The organism is Sediminicoccus sp. KRV36 (assembly GCF_023243115.1).
Taxonomy (GTDB): domain Bacteria; phylum Pseudomonadota; class Alphaproteobacteria; order Acetobacterales; family Acetobacteraceae; genus Roseococcus.
This window is the reverse complement of sequence record NZ_CP085081.1, coordinates 1977273-1997714: the sequence shown is the minus strand read 5'-3', so window position 1 is coordinate 1997714 and position 20442 is coordinate 1977273. Positions and strand designations below refer to the sequence as shown.

The 20442-nt window shown below is 68.9% G+C and carries 19 protein-coding genes; 5 read left to right on the top strand and 14 right to left on the bottom strand.

Translation table 11 applies throughout. From position 1 onward, the window contains the following. Positions 1-2: 2 nt before the first annotated feature. Genes LHU95_RS09170 through LHU95_RS09155 form a run of 4 tightly spaced genes read right to left on the bottom strand, consistent with a single transcriptional unit; the run spans position 3 to position 3302 of the window. Positions 3-389, bottom strand: coding sequence for a hypothetical protein (locus LHU95_RS09170; RefSeq protein ID WP_248711059.1), 387 nt, complete (start codon positions 387-389; stop codon positions 3-5). Beyond that, on the bottom strand, positions 386-1342 hold the full coding sequence (locus LHU95_RS09165) for an ABC transporter substrate-binding protein (protein WP_248711058.1): 957 nt from the start codon (positions 1340-1342) through the stop codon (positions 386-388). The genes LHU95_RS09170 and LHU95_RS09165 overlap by 4 nt, the downstream gene beginning before the upstream one ends. Next, positions 1339-2316, bottom strand: a complete 978-nt coding sequence (locus tag LHU95_RS09160; protein ID WP_248711057.1) for an ABC transporter substrate-binding protein — start codon at positions 2314-2316, stop codon at positions 1339-1341. The genes LHU95_RS09165 and LHU95_RS09160 overlap by 4 nt, the downstream gene beginning before the upstream one ends. Continuing rightward, a complete protein-coding gene (locus LHU95_RS09155) occupies positions 2313-3302 on the bottom strand; it encodes an ABC transporter substrate-binding protein (protein ID WP_248711056.1) in 990 nt (329 codons plus the stop codon). The genes LHU95_RS09160 and LHU95_RS09155 overlap by 4 nt, the downstream gene beginning before the upstream one ends. A 240-nt stretch (positions 3303-3542) precedes the next feature. Between LHU95_RS09155 and LHU95_RS09150 the strand changes: the two genes are divergently transcribed. Together LHU95_RS09150 and LHU95_RS09145 are read left to right on the top strand one after the other, a co-directional pair. Further along, complete coding sequence (locus tag LHU95_RS09150) at positions 3543-4523, top strand: ABC transporter substrate-binding protein (protein WP_248711055.1); 981 nt, start codon at positions 3543-3545, stop codon at positions 4521-4523. Next, positions 4520-5212 carry a Crp/Fnr family transcriptional regulator gene (locus LHU95_RS09145; protein ID WP_248711054.1) on the top strand — a complete coding sequence of 231 codons (693 nt, stop codon included), beginning with the start codon at positions 4520-4522 and terminating at the stop codon, positions 5210-5212. Before LHU95_RS09150 ends, LHU95_RS09145 begins: the two co-directional genes overlap by 4 nt. A 38-nt stretch (positions 5213-5250) precedes the next feature. On the opposite strand, the gene LHU95_RS09140 is transcribed toward LHU95_RS09145, so the two are convergent. Together LHU95_RS09140 and LHU95_RS09135 are read right to left on the bottom strand one after the other, a co-directional pair. Then, positions 5251-5751 (bottom strand): MmcB family DNA repair protein, encoded by a 501-nt coding sequence (locus LHU95_RS09140; protein ID WP_283094300.1) that lies wholly within the window; start codon positions 5749-5751, stop codon positions 5251-5253. Further along, positions 5748-6032, bottom strand: coding sequence for a 4a-hydroxytetrahydrobiopterin dehydratase (locus LHU95_RS09135; protein WP_248711053.1), 285 nt, complete (start codon positions 6030-6032; stop codon positions 5748-5750). The genes LHU95_RS09140 and LHU95_RS09135 overlap by 4 nt, the downstream gene beginning before the upstream one ends. 43 nt (positions 6033-6075) lie before the next feature. Here LHU95_RS09135 and LHU95_RS09130 point away from each other — a divergent pair, with 43 nt between their 5' ends. Continuing rightward, positions 6076-6468: a metallopeptidase family protein gene (locus tag LHU95_RS09130; RefSeq protein ID WP_248711052.1), complete on the top strand. Its 393-nt coding sequence runs from the start codon at positions 6076-6078 to the stop codon at positions 6466-6468. Positions 6469-6495: 27 nt separating this feature from the next. On the opposite strand, the gene LHU95_RS09125 is transcribed toward LHU95_RS09130, so the two are convergent. Next, positions 6496-7212 carry a GPP34 family phosphoprotein gene (locus LHU95_RS09125; RefSeq protein WP_248711051.1) on the bottom strand — a complete coding sequence of 239 codons (717 nt, stop codon included), beginning with the start codon at positions 7210-7212 and terminating at the stop codon, positions 6496-6498. A gap of 84 nt (positions 7213-7296) precedes the next feature. Between LHU95_RS09125 and rutA the strand changes: the two genes are divergently transcribed. Next, complete coding sequence (gene rutA / locus LHU95_RS09120) at positions 7297-8379, top strand: pyrimidine utilization protein A (RefSeq protein WP_248711050.1); 1083 nt, start codon at positions 7297-7299, stop codon at positions 8377-8379. A gap of 86 nt (positions 8380-8465) precedes the next feature. On the opposite strand, the gene LHU95_RS09115 is transcribed toward rutA, so the two are convergent. The 4 genes from LHU95_RS09115 to LHU95_RS09100 all read right to left on the bottom strand — a co-directional run bounded on the left by LHU95_RS09115 (position 8466) and on the right by LHU95_RS09100 (position 13352). After that, on the bottom strand, positions 8466-9464 hold the full coding sequence (locus tag LHU95_RS09115) for a tripartite tricarboxylate transporter substrate binding protein (RefSeq protein ID WP_248711049.1): 999 nt from the start codon (positions 9462-9464) through the stop codon (positions 8466-8468). 108 nt (positions 9465-9572) lie between these two features. Then, a complete protein-coding gene (locus tag LHU95_RS09110) occupies positions 9573-11015 on the bottom strand; it encodes a DUF1254 domain-containing protein (protein ID WP_248711048.1) in 1443 nt (480 codons plus the stop codon). An 80-nt stretch (positions 11016-11095) separates the two neighbouring features. Beyond that, positions 11096-11743, bottom strand: a complete 648-nt coding sequence (locus LHU95_RS09105; RefSeq protein ID WP_248711047.1) for a GPP34 family phosphoprotein — start codon at positions 11741-11743, stop codon at positions 11096-11098. Between the two features lie 46 nt (positions 11744-11789). Next, the gene (locus LHU95_RS09100) at positions 11790-13352 is read right to left on the bottom strand and encodes a gamma-glutamyltransferase (protein ID WP_248711046.1); all 1563 of its coding nucleotides are present in this window, start codon (positions 13350-13352) and stop codon (positions 11790-11792) included. Between the two features lie 202 nt (positions 13353-13554). On the opposite strand from LHU95_RS09100, the gene LHU95_RS09095 reads away from it, so the two are divergent. Continuing rightward, positions 13555-15693: a malate synthase G gene (locus LHU95_RS09095; RefSeq protein ID WP_248711045.1), complete on the top strand. Its 2139-nt coding sequence runs from the start codon at positions 13555-13557 to the stop codon at positions 15691-15693. 13 nt (positions 15694-15706) lie between these two features. On the opposite strand, the gene LHU95_RS09090 is transcribed toward LHU95_RS09095, so the two are convergent. From LHU95_RS09090 to LHU95_RS09080, 3 genes are all read right to left on the bottom strand, one after another. Further along, entirely contained in the window at positions 15707-18826 is a 3120-nt protein-coding gene (locus LHU95_RS09090; protein ID WP_248711044.1) for an efflux RND transporter permease subunit, read from the bottom strand. After that, on the bottom strand, positions 18823-19980 hold the full coding sequence (locus LHU95_RS09085; RefSeq protein ID WP_248711043.1) for an efflux RND transporter periplasmic adaptor subunit: 1158 nt from the start codon (positions 19978-19980) through the stop codon (positions 18823-18825). The genes LHU95_RS09090 and LHU95_RS09085 overlap by 4 nt, the downstream gene beginning before the upstream one ends. A gap of 130 nt (positions 19981-20110) precedes the next feature. Continuing rightward, positions 20111-20383, bottom strand: a complete 273-nt coding sequence (locus LHU95_RS09080) for a YraN family protein (RefSeq protein WP_248711042.1) — start codon at positions 20381-20383, stop codon at positions 20111-20113. Positions 20384-20442: the final 59 nt, after the last annotated feature.

The following is a 20442-nucleotide window of genomic DNA, read 5'->3' as shown; positions in this document are numbered from 1 at the left end:
GGTCAATCCAGGATTGTGTCTGCGCGGGCCAGCAGGCTGGGGGGCAGGCCCAGGCTGGCCGTCAACCCTGCCTCCACCGGGTCCCCACTGATGACGACGACCAGCGGGACAGGCAATCCAAGGCCGGCCACGATCTGCGCCGCCGCCCCCTGCACGATCAGCACCGAGACCGGCAGCCGGGCCAATTCCGCCGCGAGCGACGGGACGCGCCGGGCATCGCCATCGCCAAAGCGATATTCGATGCCGAGATTGCGCCCCTCGACCAGCCCGAATGCGGCAAGCCCGGCGCGCAGGGCCGGCAGGAAGGTCGCGAGCGAGGCTTCGCGCTGCGCCAGCGCGGCGGGCGCAGCCAGTAATGGGGCAGCGAGCAGGATGCGGCGCGCGATCATTCAATCACCTCCTGCGCGGCGGCCAGCACCAGCGGCGGCAGCTCCACACCCAATTCACGCGCGATGCGCAGGTTCACCACCGTCTCGAACCGCTCGGCCTGCACCATCGGAATCTCGCCGGGCGGTTGCCCGCGCAGCACGCGCGCCACCTGCCGCGCGACCTGACGGCGCAGCTCCTCATTGCCGGGGCCGTGGCTCAACATGCAGCCGGCCTCAGCCATCGAGCGCCATTCGCAGATGGTGGGGAGCCCCGCGGCCCGGGCGCGCTCGGCCAGCCCCGCCGCATGGCTCGAAAACGCCGGGAAGGAGGCGATCACCAGCGCCTCCGCCCCGCCATCGCGCAGTGCTGCGAAAGCCGCGGCATGGGTCTCGGGCCCACCGGCGCGCACCGCCAGGAGCTCCACGCCGAAGCGCCGCGCCGCCGCCTCGATCGCCGGCACGCGCGCGGGGACGAAGGTGGCCCCTGCCAGGAAGCCGATGCGCCGCGCGCCGGGCAGTGCCGTGCGCATCAGCTCCAGCCGCTTCACGTCCAGCTCCTCGGCCAGCATCACCACGCCGGTGACGGTGCCGCCGGGCCGCGCCAGGCTGATGGCCAGGCCATCGGCCACGGGATCGGTTCCAGCAAAGCCCATGACGATGGGCATCGCCGGGTCGAGCGCCCGGATCGCATGCGCCGCCGGGTTGGAGACGGCCACCACCACATCCGGGCGTGCGGCCAGGATTTCCCGGGCGAGCAGAGGAATCCGCGCGGCATCCCCCTCCGACGAGCGCGCGATGAGGCTGAGTGTCCGGCCTTCGATGAAGCCCTCCCGCGCCAATTCGGGCAGCCCCCATTGGCGGAATTGCTCGATGGATATCTGCCCCGAGGAGAGCAGCCCCAAGCGCGCCAGGCGGCTCTGCGCCGCTGCGGGATGGCTGAGCGCCAGCGCCAACAGGACCCGCCGGCCGATCATTCGATCACCTCATCGGCGCGGGCCAGCAGCATGTCCGGCATCTCGCGTCCCAATGCCCGCGCCGTTTGCAGATTGACCACGAATTCGAACCGCGTGGGCAGCTGCACCGGCAGTTCCGCCGGCCGTTCACCATTCAGGATCCGGTGCACATAGCTGGCGCTGCGGCGGAACAGGTCCAGCGGCTCGAACCCGTAGGACATGAGGCCGCCCGAATCGACGAAGGTGCGGAAGGGATACATGGCCGGCAGAAGCGCGCCCGCAGCCGCGGTGATGATGCGCCCGCGGGCGAGCAGATTGAGTGCCGTGGGAATCACCACCAGCCCGGCCTCAGGCCCCTCGGCGAATTGCGCGATGGCTGCCTCCACGTCATCCTCCGGACGGCGGAAATGCAGCTGCCGCACGGCGATGCCGCGCGGCGCCGCCAGGCTCTCGATGCGCTCCACCAGGCTGCCGAACCCGCGGAAATCGGGGTCCGTCACCACCCCCACGCGGCGCAGCCCCGGCTCGAATTCCAGCAGCGCGTCCAGCCATTTGCCACCGAGTTCGGGCTCATAGGTGGCAAAGCCCGTGATGCTGCCGCCCGGCCGCGCCATGCTGGCGACGAAGCCGGCCCCCACCGGGTCCACCACCACCACGAAGACGATGGGGATCTCCCGCATGTGGCGTTGCAGTGCCGCCAGCTGCGGCGTGCCGTTGGAGACGATGAGCTGCGGCGCCAGGGCCGCCAGCTCCCGCGCATGCGCCTCGGCCCGGGCCAGGTCGCCACCGCCCCAGCGATAGGTGATGTGCAGGTTGCGGCCCTCGATCCAGCCAAGCTCGCGCAAGCCCTGCCGCAGCGCGGCGGCGCGGGCCTGCGCATCGGGGTCGCTCTCGGCATTGGCGGCGATGAAGGCGATGCGCCGCATGCGGTCGGCGGGCTGGGCCAGGGCGGCGGAGCACGGCAGCGCCGCCAGCAATGCGCGTCGCAACATCATTCCATCACCTCATCCGCCCGCGCCAGCAGGCTCGCCGGCACCTCGATGCCGAGCTGACGGGCCGTCGCCAGGTGCAGCCACAGCGCGTAGGCCGTGGGCATCTGCACCGGCAGCTCGCCCGCCCGGTCGCCGCGCAGGATGCGGTCCACATAGCCGGCCGCGCGGCGGAACAGCGCCAGCCGGTCGGCCGCATAGGAAGCGAGCCCGCCCATCTGCACGAAGCTCTCATCGGCGTAGATCGCGGGCAGGCGATGCCGCGCCATCGCCGCCACCACCGCGTCCCGCTGGCCCAGCAGCGTCAGGTCCGAGGGCAGGACCATGGCGCCCGGCATGGGCAAGCCAGCGAAGGCGGCGCAGGCCTGCTCGATCTCGGCCGGGCCCGCCACCGGGATCAGGGCGGCCGCAACGCCAAGCTTTTCGCTGATCTCGGCGAAGCTGCGCGCATGGAAGGTCACCGCCGGGTTTTGCGGATTGAACATCAGCCCGAGGCGCCGCAGCCCGGGCAGCAATTCCCGCAGCAGCTCCGCCTGCTTGCCGACCATGGGTGAGGTGCCGTCGCGCAGCTCCAGCTGGGCGAAGCCCGTGGTATTGCCGCCCGGGCGCGTCATGCTGGCGACGAAGCCCTGGCCCACCGGGTCGGATGTGCCGACAAAGATGATGGGAATGGCGGCGGTGGCGCGCTGCACCACCGGCACCACCCGGCTGCCGGTGGTGACGATGATGTCCACGCCAGAACGCACCAGCGCCTCGGCCGCGCGGCGAATGGCGGCGGGGTCATCGCCGGTCCAGTGCTCCTCGAACACCGTGCCGCGCGCGCTCGACCAGCCGAGCCGGTCCAGCGCCTCACGCAGGGCGCCCACGCGGCGGCGCAGCAGCGCGTCATCAGCCGGGTATGGCATGAGGAGGCCAATGGCGGCGCGGCGGGTCTGCGCGCGGGCCGTGTGCGCCATGACAAGGCCGGCGGCGAGGGTGCGGCGCTGGATCATTGGATCACTTCGTCAGCGCGGGCGAGGTTGGCGGCCGGCGCGCGCGCCCCGTCCCGACCAGGGCTGCAGGCCCAAGACGAACGACATTCCGCATGGCATCGCGCGGCCCTCCTCTTGCCTGCAGGCCCGACCTGCCAGGCAGCATGCCGGATCGGGGTAGATTTCAATGTGCGTTTTCGCACACACTGATCCCTGCCATCATGGCAGCCTCGGCGTGCCGCGAATGCAAGGGGAAATCCGATGAGACCACCGGCCCAGCGCGCCATCAGCCGGCGGGCGCTGGCATGGCTCGTGCCGGCCAGCCCGGCCCTGGCGCAGCCCGCCGGCCGGCCGTGGCGCGTCGGCTCGCTGCACCTCGCGCCCTGGACGGCGCCGCATCACATCGGCTTCCGCGAAGGGTTGCGGCTGCTGGGGCTGGAGGATGGGCGCCAGGTCACGCTCGACCCCGCCGGCCATGGCCTCCGGCGTGAGCAATTCGCGGCCCATGCCCGCGCGCTGGTGGCGCAGGGCGTGGACGCCATCCACACCAGCGGCGATGCCGGGATAGAGGCCGCGCGCCAGGCCACCCCATCCATCCCCATCCTGGCCATGACGGATGACCTGGTGCGCGCCGGCTTCGCCGCCAGCTATGCGCGCCCTGGCGGCAATGTGACGGGGGTCAGCCTGCTCGCGGCCGAACTGGATGAAAAGCGGCAGGAGGTGCTGGCCGAACTGCTGCCCGGCGCCCGCCGCATCGCGGCCCTCGGCGATGCGCTGCTGATGACGCCCGGGCGCGCGGCCGCGCTGGAGGCAGGCGCCACCCTGCGCGGCCTGACGCTCGACCTTCGCCTCGTGCGGACGCCGGAGGAGATTGGCCCCGCCATCACCGCCCTGCATGGCGCCGGTGCCGAGGGGCTGAACCTTCTCGCCACCCCGCTGCTCTTCAACAATCGGGCCATCATCTATGAGCGCGTCGCGGCGCTGCGGCTGCCGGCGGTGTATCAATGGCCCGACATGGCGCGTGAAGGCGGGCTCGCGGCCTATGGTCCCAACATGGTCGGCCTGTACCGGGAGCGGATGGCGCCCATGCTGCTTCGGCTGCTGCGCGGCGCATCGCCGGCCACCCTGCCCATCGAGCAGCCCATCCGCTTCGAGCTGGTGCTGAACCGCCGCACCGCCGAGACGCTGGGCCTCGACCTGCCGCTGCCATTGCTCAGCCGCGCCGAGGACGTGATCGAGTGAGCGACGCCGCGCGTGAACTGCGGCGCATCGCGCTCCTCGCCGATCTGCCGCCGGCGCTGCTGCAGCGCCATCTCCATCGGATGCAATGGCTCAACGCGGCGCCAGGGCAATTGCTCCTGGATTTCGACGATGCGTCGGTTGATGTCTTCCTGGTGCTCTCGGGCAGCGTGCGAGTGGCGGTGCGCACCGTGGGCGGGCGGGAGCTGATCCTGGATGACATCACCGCCGGGCATTTCTTCGGCGAAATGGCCGCGATTGACGGCGCGCCGCGCTCGGCCTCCGTGACGGCGCTGCACCGCACCCGCATCTGCCGGATCCCGGGCCAGGTCTTCATGGCGCTGCTGGCCGAGGCGCCGGCGCTGGCCCTGCGCCTCCTGCGGGTGCTCACGCAGCGCATCCGTGAGAGCAATGCGAGGCTGCTGGAGCTGACCACGCTCGATGCGCGCCATCGGCTCTATGCCGAATTGCTGCGCGCCGCCGGGCCACCCGCCGCCGATGGCGCGCGGGCAATCTCGCCACCACCGGTGCAGCAGATCATCGCCAGCCGGATCGGCGCGCGGCGCGAGGCAGTCTCGCGCGAGGTGGCACGCCTGCTGCGGGACGGGGTGCTGGAGCGGCGCAGCGGGGCGCTCGTGATCCGCGCGCCCGCGGTGCTGGAACGCGCCCTGGCCGGAATGGCCGCGGATTGAGCCGCATCGCGCGAGGCGACCGCGCGGCCAACATGCGGCTATTCCAGCCGCAGCGCCGCCCTGCGCTCAACCAGCCCCGCCGGGTCCGCGAGGCCGGCGAGCCTGTTAGCGGCCAGGGTCGCGAAGCGGTGCAGCAAGGCGCGGCGCCGGGCGGGCGCCAGTGGATGGGCGGGCGCCTCCCGCAGGGCGGAAGCCTCGAAACCATCGCAGACCAGCAGCCCCACATCGCCGGGCAGCAGCGCCTGCGGGAAATCCAGATCCACCGCGAAATGCAGCTCATCCGCGAAGGCGCGATAGGCCTGCCACTTGGCATCACTGAGGAAATCCCGCGCACAGGATTTGACCTCGATGATGACGAAGCCCCCATCGGGGCGCAGGGCCAGGATATCGGCGCGCCGGCCATCGGGCAGTGGCACCTCCGCCAGGGGCGACCAGGCGCGCGCCAGGCAGAAGCGCATCGCCGAGCGGGTGACGGCCAGCGTCCGGCGGCCAGCCTCCGGCAGCCCGGCCTCAGCCCCGCCAGGCGCCGGCTGGATCACAGCGCGTCTATGCTGCGGGCGAGCTTCAAATCCCGCGCGGAAAGCCCGCCCGCATCATGCGTGGTCAGCGTGATGTCCACGCGGTTATAGACATTGGACCATTCGGGGTGGTGGTCCTGCGCCTCGGCCAGCAAGGCCACGCGCGCCATGAAGCCCCAGGCTTGGTTGAAATCCCGGAAGCGGAACCGCCGCTGGATGGCATCCCGCCCGTCCAGGACCTGCCATTCCGGCAGTTCGCCGGCCATGGCTTCCCGCTCCGCCTCGCTCAATCGTTCCAGCATCCGCCTCTTCCCCTGTCCCGTCACCGCGTGGCATCTATCGGGCATGCGCCCGACCACGCCACCCAGCCTCGAAGATCTCATGGAAATGGCCGAGGATGCGCTGGCCGCAATCCCCCAGGCGCTGCGCGAAATGGTGCGCGGCGCGGCGATCATCGTGGAAGAGGTGCCCGAGGATGACATCGTGGCCGAGCTCGGCCTCGACAGCCCCTGGGAACTCACCGGCCTGTATCGCGGGACCCCGCTGACGCGCAAATCCACGCAGGACACGCCGGGCGAGCCGGATACGATCCTGCTCTACCGCGAACCCATCCTGCTCGAATGGATCGAAACGGGCGAGGATCTGTTCCGCCTGGTCCGCAACGTGCTGCTGCATGAGGTGGGCCACCATTTCGGCCTCTCCGACGAGGATATCGAGCGGCTCGAAAACGAGGATTGAGCGGGGGCGTGGCGCGCCCTGCCCGCCTCAATGCGAACCGGCAAAGGCCAGCATCATCGCATAGACCTCCCGCGTGACGCTGGAGAGCGTGCGGCCCAGCTCCTCCAGATCGGCCACCTGATCCACGCGCTTGCCGTATTTTTCCTGCTCGGCGGCGCTGAGGATGATCGGGATGATGCCGGCAGACCGCGCGAGGCCGATCATCAGCGAATCATGCGGCTCCGGGATGTCATTGCTCAGGATGACCGCGCGCAGGCGGGCGCGGACCTCGGTGACGTCCAGCTCACCCTCGGCCGCCTTGGGGTAGCGACGGTCGGGGAAGACCCAGAGGAAGCGCCCTTCCTCCTTTTTCAGAACACCCTTCGCCACCAGGCGCTCCAGGATCATGTTGCGGTAATGCTCCGCATGGCGGCCGATCTCGACGATCCAGTGGCGGCTGTCGCGCTGGCCCGGGTTGAGCGAGATCATCGTCAGCGCCTCATCCAGCACGGGATCGCCGGAGGGGCGATGGCTTGTCACCATCAGCTTCTCGAGATCGGTATCAATGCTGCCGCTGAGCGACAGCTGCATGAGGATGGCGCTCGCCAGGGCATAGTCGCCGGCGGGGGCTGGCAGGCCGATGGGTCGGCCGGTCTTGTCATCGAGCAGGAGGAGGATGATTTCCTCGGGCATGGTGAGCTTCATGGCATTCGCCTCCGACAGGGTGGTGGGATGTTGTTCGTCCTGGCCCGGCATGTCCAGCATGACACCTTGCCCGATGGCACATGAATTGCTGGCAATCCTGCAACTGGCCGGGCGTTCCGGCCTGTGGCGAAAGGCAGAATCTCCATGGATATCGGCGTCTTCATCCCCATCAACAACAATGGCTGGCTGATCTCGGAAAACGCGCCGCAATACATGCCGAGCTTCGAGCTCAACAAGACCGTCGTGCAGAAGGCCGAGGGCTATGGCCTGGATTTCGCGCTTTCCATGATCAAGCTGCATGGTTTTGGCGGCAAGACGGAGTTCTGGGACCATGGCCTGGAAAGCTTTACCCTAATGGCGGGCCTTGCTGCCGTCACCAGCAAGATCAAGCTCTTTGCCTCCACGGCGGTGCTGACCATTCCGCCCGCCATCGTCGCGCGCATGACCTCCACGATTGACAGCATCTCGGGCGGCCGTTTCGGCATCAATATCGTCTCGGGCTGGCACAAGGTGGAATACAGCCAGATGGGGCTGTGGCCGGGCGATGAGCATTTCGGCAAGCGCTACGATTACAGCACGGAATATGTGCAGATTTTGAAGGACCTCTGGGAGACCGGCGAGAGCGACTTCAAGGGCCAGTACTTCCAGATGGACAAGTGCAAGCTCAGTCCCCGGCCGAGCCAGCCCATCAAGATCGTCAGCGCCGGCCAGTCCGACCGCGGGATGGAATTCGGCGCCACCTATTGCAACTACAATTTCTGCCTGGGTGAGGGCGTGAACGAGCCCACGAAATCCGCCCCCGTTCCCGCGCGCATGCTCGAACACTCGAAGAAGACCGGCCGCGACGTCGGCGCCTACATGCTGTTCATGGTGATCTCGGACGAGACGGACGAGGCGGCCATGGCCAAGTGGGACAGCTATGAGCGCGGGGCGGACCGCGCGGCGCTCGCGCATCTGCTCGGCCACGCCGCACAGGATGTGAACACCGAGGCCAATTCGATGGCCGCCGCCGTGCAGCGCAACCCCTCGCCCATCAATTTCAACATGGGCACGATCGTCGGCAGCTATGCCTCCTGCGCGCGCATGCTGGATGAGGTGGCGGCCATGCCGGGTGTTGCCGGCATCATGCTGTGCTTCGATGATTTCATGACGGGCATGGACAGCTTTGGCCAGAAGATCCAGCCGCTGATGGAATGCCGCAAGGACCGCCTGGCGCTCGCCGCCTGAACGCAAGAAGGGGCGGCCCGGCGAACCGGACCGCCCCCTTTTCAGGTCGAATTGGCGGGGTGCCGCAGCACCCCGCCCCTTCCGGTTCAGCTGGCCGCGGTGATGTTGTAGCGCTGGGCCACCTGGCGCGCCGTCGCCAGCTCGGACGTCATGATCTCCACGAAGGCCGGGCCGGTCGGCACCGGGTTGCGCGGCAGGGTCTGCAACTCGGTCGTGCGCGTCACGATGGCGGGGTTGCGCATCACGCCCGGCATTTCGCGCATCATCCGCTCCGCGATCGGCTGCGGCAGGCCCTTGGGCGCCGAGATGCCCACCCATTGCGTCTGCACCAGGCTCGGGAAGCCCAGTTCCACGAAGGTCGGCACATTCGGGAAGGCGGGCAGGCGCTGCGGCGTGGAGATGGCCAGCGCGCGCAGCGTGCCGTTGTTCATCGCCTCCACATTGGTGGTGATCGGATCAATCAGGCTCTCGATATGGCCACCCAGCAGGTCGCGCATGGCGGGTGCGGAACCGGCATAGGGTGCGTGGTCAAGCTGGGTCAGGTTAGCCGTGCCCGCCAGCATGGCGCCCAGCATATGCGGCGCCGAGCCGATGCCCGAGGAACCATAGCGCGTGGGGCGCGTGCGGGCGGCCTGCAGGTAGTCGGCGAAGGTGCGGATCGGGCTGTCGCCCTTCACCAGCAGCACGCTCGATGCTTCGACCAGCAGCGCCAGATGCGTGAAGTCGTTGATCGGGTCGAAGGGCAGGCGCGGCAGGGTGGCGGCGGAATAGACCATCACCGAGGCATGCGTCATCAGGAAGGTGTAGCCATCGGCCGGCTGCTTCGCCACGTAATCCGTGCCGATCACGCCGCCGGCGCCGGCGCGGTTTTCCACCACGACATTCTGGCCCAGCGCGGCCGAAAGCGGCGGGGCGACAAGACGCGTCACGGTATCCACCAGACCACCCGGCGGGAATTGCGCGACCAGGCGGATCGGCGCGCGGGTCGGCCAGGTGGACGAGGGGGCGCCCGATTGGGCCGAGGCGATGGCGGGTGCGGCCAGAAGCCCGGCGGTGGCGCCCAGAAGGTGGCGACGCTGCATCATTCGTAATCTCTCCATGCGGGGCGCTGCCACGAGATTGCACAAATGCCATGCAGTCCGGGGGCAGCGACGGTTCCTGGAACAGGTTACGCAAGCGCCATGCCGCGCCCGTCAGCTGACCCGCATCACGGCCGGCGGCCGCCACGCCCCCTGCCCGATCGGCAGGATGGAGGGGGCTTCGGTCTTCGGCCAATAGAGCCGCATCACCAGGTAGATCGGCCCATTGGGCGCCGGCAGCCAGTTCGGCCGCAGCGCCTCGCCCGGGTCCTCGCGCTGGATGTGGATGGTGAGCGAGCCGTCCGGATTGGTCTTCATGCCCGGCAGCATCGGCGTGTTGATCAGGTAGCGGTTGATCGGGTTCTCGACGAGCAACTGATTGCCGCCGTGATACATGGTGATGGACCAGAAGGCGTTGATCGGCGGCAATTGCCCGGCCGGGAAGGTGATGCTGTAGCGGCCCGTGCCGCCATCCAGCGTGGCGCCCGTCGAATCCTCGCGGGTGAAGGGATAACAGGCTTCCTCGGTGGTATTGGCATAGATGCCCGCCTTGGCGACGACGGCGCGCAGGAGCCAGTTGCCGTCATAGGCCTCCATGCTGCCGGGCACCGCGCTGACACGCCAGCCATTGATGGCGGTGCCGGCCTGGCTGACCGCATGCTCGACCCGGCGATTGCCCTCATACATGCCCGCCAGCATCTCGATCCGGTCGAGCAGCGGCATGGCGGCAAGGTCGCCATGGCGGCCGGCACCGATGCCGATGCGGGCCAGCTGCGCGCGGATCGCCACCTCATTGGGCTGGGGTGGGGCGAATTGCAGCGCGAAATCGAGATATTCCAGGAAATGGTGTTTCGCGAGGTCCGGCGTGATGCGCGGCCAGGCAATCGCGGGCGCGGCGGGTGGCGCCGGCTGGCCGAGAAAGGCCGAGAGCGGCTGCGCCCGATAGCCCGCCTGCACCGCCACCACATTGGGCATGTCGGCCGGGTCGAAGAGCTGCGTGCGGAAGATCGTCAGCCCGAATTGGGTGGAGGCGCGAAACACGCCTTTGACCCCGGGCGGCGGCGTGCCCTGCCAGCCAGGCCCGACCACCAGCCAGGACCCCGCCTCATTCCCGGTCGTGCGGCTGCCGATATAGCCGTAGTTGTAGGTGTTGCCGTCGCAGAGCTGCACGGAGAAATAGCGGCGCCGTTCCACCGCGGGCACGCTGATGACCATGGGCTCCGCCCGCAGGTCGAGCCAGCACATGGAATAGGGCGTGTCACTGTTCGGTGTCGGGATGGCGGTGTCGCGCCAGGTGAAGACCCGCGCGTCATTGTAGATCTGGTTGAACGGCGCCTTGAATTGTGACGAACTGCGATCCACGCAGAACTCGTACATCACGGCGTAGTTCATCACGATGGGCAGGCCGTAGATCAGCGCCTGCTCAGCGATCTCCGCGGCGCCGATGATGCCAGGCCTCCCGGGCGCGGGTTGCGCCATGCCGGGCTGGGCCTTGCCCAGCACCATCGCGCTCCCGGCCAGGGCCGCGCCGCTGAGCAGGTTGCGCTTGCTGATCATGGGACCGGGATCCTTGTGCTGACTGGGCCAAGGCAGGATCAGCGCAGATCCAGTCCCGGTCAATCAGCCCGTTGGCATCCTCAGACCGAGCGAAGCCGTGTCACGTAGAGATCGCCCACTGTTTCCGACACCGAGCGGTTCAGCGCCTCCAGCCGCGCCAGCAGCGCGATGCGCTCCTGCCGCGCGGCGAGAAGTTCAAGCGGCAGCAGCAGGGGCAAGAGCGCCGTCGCCCGCGCGAGGCCGAGCAACAGCGCCTCACGCGGTTCGGGGATGTCATCACGCTCGACGCTGCGGATCAGCCTGGCGCGGACCTCGCGCGGCTCGGGCCGGTCTTCGGGCTTGAAGTAGCGCCGCTCGGGGAAGACCAGCAGGACACGGCCATCCACCTGGCGCAGCAGCCCGCGCGAAAGCAGGGCGGAAAGCACGGCGGGGCGCAGTCCGGCTTCCTCACGCGCCAGGAGCATCAGCGCGCCGCGTGAGTCCCGCGCATCGGTCAGCAGGGCGAGGCCCGCATCCAGCACGGCATCGCCGGTCGGGCTGCGGTCCAGCAATTCCAGTCGGTTGCGGTCGGTATCCACGCGGCCGGCGAGGGCCAGTTCCATCAGCACCGCGCCGGCCAGCGCGATCGAGGTGGCCAGCCCCTGCCGGCCGATGGCGCGCCCCGTTTCATCATCCAGAGTGAGAAGAACGATCTCCTCCGGCAGGGACAGCATCATCTGCTCCTGCATCACATCAGCCCTCCGGGCCAAGCGGCCCTGCGTGCATCAGGGCGGGTCATTCGGCCACGGCCGCCGACCAAGGCGACATGGTGTCCGTAACGCCCACGCGCATGCCGGCCTTCTGCTGGATCATGTTCGGGCAGGCGAAATTCACCGGCATCACGGCATGCTCCACCACCTCGACTTCGGCATCGGCGGCCAGGGCCGCGATGGTGGCCTCACCCAGGCGCCGGTCCGCCGTCACGCCATCGGGGCCGCTCACATCCAGGCGCGGGTGGTGCGAGGCAGCCTCGGCCTCCATGGCGAAATCCAGCGCGTAGGAGAACACCTGGAACACCGCCGCCATGATGCGCCGCCCGCCCGAGGCGCCGCCGGCGAATTCCGGCATGCCCTTGGCGTCCAGCGCAATGACCGGGCACATGTTGCAAAGGGGGCGCTTGCCGGGCGCTATGGCATTGGCGCTGCCCGGCGTCGGGTCGAACCACATGACGCCATTGTTCATCAGCACGCCCGAACCCGGCAGCACCATGCGCGACCCCATCGAGGAGAGCAGCGTGGTCGTCATCGCGATCATCATGCCGTCCTTGTCGGCCACGGTCAGATGCGTCGTGCAGCTATCGGCCCCTTTCGGCTCGGCATCGCCCAACCCTGCCAGGCGCTCCGCATAGGCGGCGCGCAAGGACCGCGCGAGATGCGCATACCAGCCGGCATCGGGGATGGCGTTGTAGGGGGCCTCCTCCATCAACTCCATCAGCCGCGCCAGGGTGGGTGCCGCCGTCAGCCCATTGGCCAGCATCCAGGAGCGGCCGCGGAATTTGCGCTCCAGCGCCGGCCGCACCACCGCGGCGCAATGCGCCAGGTCCTCGGCCGTGACGAAACCGCCCATCGCCTTCATGTCGGCCGTGATGGAGGCGGCCACATCGCCCGTGTAGAAATCCGCAAGGCCGGCATGCTGCAAACGCTCCAGCGTGTCAGCCAGGCGGCCCTGCGGGAAGAAGCCCGGCGTCCCCTGATAGGGCGGCACGGGGGGCAGGCCGTTGGGCAGGTAGATACGGGCGCTCTCCTCATAGAGCCGCAGCACGGAAGCGCTGTTGGCCACCTTCAGCGTGGTGAACCAATCCTGGCTGAGGCCGCGCCGCGCCAGTGCCACGGCCGGCGCCATCACATCCTTGATCGGCATGCGGCCATGCCGCTTGTGCAATTCGGCATAGCCCGCCACGGCCGAGGGGATCAGCGCCGATTTCGGGCCATGGATATTCACATCGCCCACCACCTCGGGCCAGGCGAACAGGTCGTTCTTCAGCTTGCCCGTCAGCGGATAGGCGGAAGGGTCCAGGCCGCGCGGGGCGACGGGGCCGAAATCGAAGGTCTCGGCCGGGCCACCCGGCTTCATCACCTGGGTGAAGCCGATGCCGCCCAGGCCGCTGTTCCAGGGCTCGACCGTGGCGAGCGCGAAGGCCGCGCCCACCGCCGCATCGGCCGCCGTGCCGCCGGCGCGGAGGATTTCCGCCCCCGCTTCCGCCGCATCGCGCGACTGGCTGGCGACCATGCCGCCTTCACCGCGCGCGGCCGGCTTGCGAATGATCCAATGCTGGGAGACATGCGGGAGGAGGGACATCAGCGGTTCCTGGGGCTTTTCTGGCGCCATGCTCCAATGCAGCGCGGCGCTCCGCAAGACAGGCTGCCGAAATCAGCCGGCTGTCGCGGCCAATGGCAGGAAAGAGCCGAAAAAGCGGGAAGCACGCCGGCAGCCTCTTCCGCACTGCACCATGAATGGCGTAAACCGCGCGTGACAATATTCTGGATTACGGAGTCAGATGATGGCGCTTCATGTCGCACCCGTTTTGAAGACCTTCATCGAGGCTGAGGCGCTGCCCGGCACCGGCGTGGCGCCCGAGGCGTTCTGGGCCGGGCTTTCCGGCATCCTGGCCGATCTCGCCCCGCGCAACGCCGCCCTGCTCGCCAAGCGTGACGCGCTCCAGACGAAGATTGACGCCTGGCACCAGGCGCATTCGCAAAAGCCGATGGACGCCGCCGCCTATGAGGCGTTCCTGCGCGAAATCGGCTACCTGCTGCCCGAACCCGCCGATTTCCAGGTGACCAGCGCCAATGTGGACCCCGAGCTAGGTGCCATCGCCGGCCCGCAGCTGGTGGTGCCCGTCAACAACGCACGCTATGCGCTGAACGCCGCCAATGCCCGCTGGGGCAGCCTGTATGATGCGCTCTACGGCACGGATGCGATTTCCGAGGCCGATGGCGCCGAGCGCGGCCGCGGCTACAATCCGGCGCGCGGCGCCAAGGTCGTCGCCTTCGCGCGCAAGGTGCTGGACCAGGCCGTGCCGCTAATGGGTGCGGGCCATGCCGAGGCGCTGAAATACCAGGTCAAGGATGGCGCTCTGGCCGTGGCGCTGCAGGGCGGCGGCGCGGTTCCGCTGCGCAATCCAGCACAATTCCTGGGCTATACGGGTGAGGCTGCGTCGCCCACGGCGCTGCTCTTTGTGCATAACGGCCTGCATCTGGAATTGCGGATTGATCGCACCACGCCGGTCGGCAAGGAGGACGCCGCGGGCGTGGCGGACCTCGTGCTCGAAGCTGCGCTGACCACCATCCAGGATTGCGAGGACAGCGTGGCCGCCGTGGATGCCGCCGATAAGGTGGATGTCTACCGCAACTGGCTGGGGCTGATGAACGGCACGCTCTCGGCTGATCTCGAAAAGGGCGGGAAAACCATCACCCGCCGCCTGAACGAGGACCGCAGCTACACCGCCGCCGCTGGCGGAACGCTGACCCTGGCCGGCCGTTCGGTCATGCTGGTGCGCAATGTGGGCCACCACATGATGACGGATGCCGTCACCTGGAACGGCGCCGAGGTGCCCGAGACGATCCTGGATGCGCTGATCACCTCAGCCATTGCGTTGCATGACCTGCGCGGCAAGCGCCTGAACAGCCGCACCGGCAGCGTCTATATCGTGAAGCCCAAGATGCACGGCCCCGAGGAAGTGGCCTGGGCGGTGGAGCTGTTCGGCCGCGTGGAGCAGGTTCTTGGCCTGCCGCATGCCACACTGAAAATGGGCATCATGGATGAGGAGCGGCGCACAACCGTCAACCTCAAGGCCTGCATCCAGGCGGCGGCCGAGCGCGTGGCTTTCATCAACACGGGCTTCCTGGACCGCACGGGTGACGAGATCCACACCTCGATGGAAGCGGGCGCCATGATCCGCAAGAACGACATGCGCGGCACGGCCTGGATCAAGGCCTATGAGGAGTGGAACGTGGATATCGGCCTGCTCTGCGGGCTGCGTGGCCGCGCCCAGATCGGCAAGGGCATGTGGGCCATGCCCGATGCCATGGCCGCCATGCTGGAGCAGAAGGTGGGCCACCCCAAGGCCGGGGCGAATACCGCCTGGGTCCCCTCCCCCACGGCCGCCACGCTGCATGCGCTGCATTACCACCAGGTGGATGTCGCGGCGCGGCAGGCGGAAATCTTCGCCGGCGGCCGCCGCGGGCAATTGACCGAGCTGCTGACCGTCCCCGTCGCCAGCAACACCAACTGGCCCGCCTCCGACCTGCAGGCCGAACTGGACAACAATGCCCAGGGCATCCTGGGCTATGTGGTGCGCTGGATTGACCAGGGTGTGGGCTGCTCCAAGGTGCCGGACATCCATGATGTGGGCCTGATGGAAGACCGCGCGACCTTGCGCATCTCCGCACAGCACATCGCCAACTGGCTGCGCCACGGCATCGTCACCGAGGCGCAGGTGGTGGAAACCATGCGCCGTATGGCGGCCATCGTGGACAAGCAGAATGCGGGAGACGCGGCCTATGTGCCGATGGCGCCCCATTTCGATGGCGTGGCCTTCAAGGCGGCCTGCGCGCTGGTCCTGGAAGGGGCGGCACAGGCCAGTGGCTACACGGAATTCCTGCTGACGCAGTACCGGCGGATGGCCAAGGCCGCCTGAGGCCGGCCCGCCACTACTCGGCGGGCGCGGGTGCCGTGCTGGGCCGGAAGCGCCGCGCGATCCAGCTTTCGAACCGGTCCACATAGATGTAGCAGACCGGCACGAAGATCAGGCTGAGCAGCGTCGAGGTGATCAGCCCGCCGATCACCACCAGCGCCATCGGCGCGCGGAATTCATTGTCGGCGCCGATGCCGGCCGCGATATGCGCCATGCCGGCCACCATGGCGATGGTCGTCATCACGATGGGGCGCGCCCGCTTGCGCGCGGCCTCCATGATCGCGGCCTCCCGCCCCAGCCCGTCATCGCGGCGGATCATGATGGCGTATTCCACCAGCAGGATGGAGTTCTTGGCGACAATGCCCATCAGCATCAGCACGCCGATCACCGCCGAGACACCCAGCGACTTCTGCGCCAGCAGCAGCGCCATCAAGGCCCCGCCGAGCGAGAGCGGCAGCGCGCTCATGATGGTCAGCGGCTGAAGGAAACCGCCGAACAGCAGCACCAGCACGAGGTAGACGAGCAAGACGCCCGTGCCGAGTGCCAGCGCGAAGCCGCTGAACAGCTCCGCCATCACCTCCTTGTCGCCGGTCGCCTGCTCGCGCACGCCGTCGGGCATGGCGCGCATGATGGGCAGGGCGGCCACGAGCTTCACGGCCTCGCCGAGTGGCATGCCATTCAACTCAGCCTCCACCGTCGCCTTGCGCTGGCGGCCCAGCCGATCAATCTGCGCGGGTCCGGCGCCGTAGCTGATCTCGGCGACGCTCTCGATGGGCACCATGATGCCGCCGCGCCCTTCGACGCGCAGGCCGCGCAGCGCCTCAGGGTCGGTACGGGCGCGTTCATCCAGCATCACGCGGATGGGAATCTGCCGGTCGGCCAGGGTGAAGCGCGGCAGCAGCTGGTCCACATCGCCGATGGTGGCGATGCGGGCCGTGGCGCCGATCGCCGCCGGCGAGACGCCCAGCTCGGCCGCGCGGGCCTCCATCGGCCGGATCTGCAATTCCGGCCGCGCGAGTGAGGCGGTGGAGCGCGCGCCAGCCAGTTGCGGCAGCCCGCGCATCTGCGTCTCCAGTTCGCGCGCGGCTTCGGCCAGCGCCGCGCCATCCGCCCCCACCAGCGTGATCTGCAGCCGCGATCCGCTTTGGCCATCCGCGCCGAAGCGCACCCGCGCCCCGGCGATCTCGTCCAGCGCCGGGCGCACCGCCGCCTCGAACTGGGTCTGGGTGATGCCGCGCTCGGCGCGCGGGATGAGTGTCACCGTCAGATTGGCCGTGCGCGGATCACCCGCGCGGGTCGTGTTGCCCAGCCCCGGCCCGCCCACGCCGGTATTGGCCGTGCCCAGGCTGGCAAAGACCGAAACCACCTCCGGGCGGGCCTTGAGGATGCGCGTCGCCTGCTGCACCACCTGCTCGGTATCGGCGATCGAAGCGCCGGGGGCGAGTTCGATCGCGATGGCCGAACGCCCGCGATCCGCGCCCGGCACGAAATCCTGCGGGATATAGGGCATGAGCGCGATGGAGAGCGCGAAGAAGCCCACCCCCCCCGCCAGCGTCGTCAAGCGATGGCGCAGGCACCAGCCCAGCAGCGCGTAATAGCGCTTGGCCAGCGCGCTGTCCGGTGGCTCGGGCGCATTGTGCGGCTTCAGGAAATAGGCCCCCAGCAGCGGCGTCAGCAGCCGCGCGACCACGAGCGAGAAAGCAACGGCCGCCGCGACCGTCAGGCCGAATTGGCGGAAGAATTGCCCGGGGATTCCCGGCATGAAGGCCACCGGCACGAACACCGCCAGGATCGCCGCCGTGGTCGCCACCACGGCCAGGCCGATCTCGGAGGAGGCATCGAGCGCGGCGCGATACACGCTGATGCCGGGGTTCTGCCGGATATGCCGGACGATGTTTTCGATCTCTACGATCGCGTCATCCACCAGCACGCCCACCACCAGCGTCAGGCCGAGCAGCGTCACATTGTTGAGCGAAAAGCCCAGCATCTGCATGACGAAAAACGTCGGGATCAGCGAGAGCGGCATGGCGATGGAGGCCATCACCGTTGCGCGCCAGTCACGCAGGAAGAAGTAGAGCACCACCATGGCGAGGAAAGCGCCGATCAGCAGGGCCTCCACCGCCGCATGGAAACCAGCCAGCACGAAGGTGACGGTGCTGGTGACGGCGGTGATCGTCACCTCGGGGTGCTGGGCCATGATCTCCTGCGCCCGGGCCAGAACGCCCTCGGCCACGCGCACCTCGGAGCTGTCCCGCGTGCGCAGGATCTCGAAGGCGACGACGGGGCGGCCATCCAGCCGTGCCGCGGTGCGCACCTCGGCCGTCGCATCCTCGACTTCGGCGATGTCCCCGAGGCGGGCAAAGCGCCCGTTGCTCAGGATGATGCGCCGCTCCCGCAGGTCAGCGACGGTGACGGCGGCGCCCAGCGTGCGGATGGATTGCTCGCCACCGCCGATATTCCCCCGCCCGCCGGCCAGGTTGATGTTCTGGTCCCGCAGCTGCGCATTCACCTGGTTGGCGGTGATGCCCAGCGCCACCAGGCGCTCCGGCCGCAATGCCACGCGGATCTCGCGCTCGACACCGCCCACGCGGTTGATCTGCGACACCCCCGAGACCGAGAGCATCGCGCGTGCCACCACATCATCCACGAACCAGCTCAGCTCGGAGACGGTCATGCGGGGCGAGGCGATGGTGAAGGTGACGATGGCACCGCCCGTCGCCTCGACCCGCGTGATCACGGGGTCGCGAATGCCGGCGGGCAGGTCGCTGCGGATCTGGGCGATCTTGTCACGCACGTCATTCGTCGCGCGGTCAATATTCTTGCCCAGGACGAATTCGATGACGGTGGTGGAACTGCCATCCACCACGGTGGAGGAGATGCGCTTCACATCGCCCAAGCCCGCCACCGCATCCTCGACCCGGCGCGTCACCTGGGTTTCGAGTTCCGACGGCGCGGCGCCCTGCTGCACCACGGAGACCACCACAGCTGGCAGGTCGATATCGGGCGAATTATTGATGCGCAGATAGGGGTAGGAGAAAATCCCGGCGACGGTCAGCAACAGGAAGATGACCAGGGTCGCGACCGGATTGCGGATCGCCCAGCCTGAGATGTTGCGATGCTTTTCCTCGATGATCACGGGGCGAGACGAACCAGGTCGCCATTCACCAGGAAGCCGGCGCCGGCCGTCACCACACGCTCGCCGGCGGTGAGGCCTTCGAGGATTTCGACCATCCCATCCTGGCGGGCCCCTGCGTTGAGCCGACGCATGACCACCCGCGCGGCACCATCGGGCAGCACGAAGGCCTGGGGCGCGCCATCGCGGAACACCACGGCGGAGGCGGGAACAACGACGACCTCGCGCGCGGGACCCTGGATTTCGGCGCGGGCGAACATGCCCGGACGCAGCCCGGAATCAGCCGGCAGGGCGATGCGGGCCAGGCCGAGGCGCGTCTCGGCCGTGACAACGGGGGCGATCAGCCGGACCTCGGCTGCAATCTGCCGCCCGCCATGGTGGATGGTGGCCGGCTGGCCCGGGCGCAGCTCCGCCAGTTCCAATTCGGGCACGCGGGCTTCCAGTTCGAGCCGCCCATCGCGGATCACGCGGAACATCTCCTGCCCCAGCGCCGTCACCGCGCCGATGCGCACCGAAACACGGGAAACAACGCCATCCGTGGGCGCCAGGATGCGCGTCTGCGCGACACGCGCCACCGCCTCGTCACGCTTGGCGCGGGCGGAAAGCAGACGCGCCTCGGCCTGGCGCGTGGCGGATTGGCGCTGATCCACGATCTGACGGGAGGCGCTTTGCGTCCGCACCAGATCCTCCGCGCGCGCCTGCTCGGCCCGGGCGAGCTCCAGGAAGGCGGACGCCTCATTGATCGCGGCTTCGGCCTGGGCGGCCTGGGCGGCGAGCACGCTGTCATCCAGCCGCGCCAGCAATTGGCCGGCCCGCACGGCCATGCCCTCATCCAGCGGCGCTTCGGTGATGCGCAGCCCGCCGATTTCAGCGCCGATCACCAATTCCTGCCAGGCGACGACGGAGCCATCCCCCACCACGCTCGAGACCATCCGGCGCGTTGCGGCCGGAGCGATGGAGACCGTCAGCGCGGGCACCGGCGCGGCTGCCACCGGCGGTGCGGGCGGATGCGCCGCGCGCCACTTCACCGCGGCAACGCCGCCGCCGGCCAATACAAGCACCAGCAGCACCGGCCCGAGCCAACGGCGCCGGGCCGGAGCCGGGGCCGATGTCTTCTCCGGCGTCTCGGCCATGATCTTGCTGTCGAGCATGTTCATGGGAGACGCGCCGCCTGGGAGAGGGTTGCTGAGTGGCGCTTTTCCATGGGTCCAATCTGGGGGTGCGGGCCGGGTCGGTCAACGAAGAAGCGGCCCACGCAACAACCTGTCACAGAACCACGCCCCGGCATCACGCCTGACGAAGCGCATCGGCGATTCGCTTTACAGTCCCGTCCGCCGCCACCAGCAGGACATCGAAGCGTATCCCTTTCGCACCATGGCCCGGATTCCACGCGAGCCAGGCTTCGGCCGCGGCAAAAAGGCGTTGCTGCTGCCGCGGCCCCAGCGCATGGGCTGCCTCGCGCAGGCTGGGGCGCGCCTTCACCTCGATGAAGGCGAGCAGGCCGTCCTTTTCCGCGATCAGGTCCAGTTCGCCGGCCGGGGTGCGCTGGCGTTCAGCCATGATGCGCCAGCCCTCCGCGATGAGGGCATCGCGCGCGATGCCCTCAGCCGCGCGGCCGG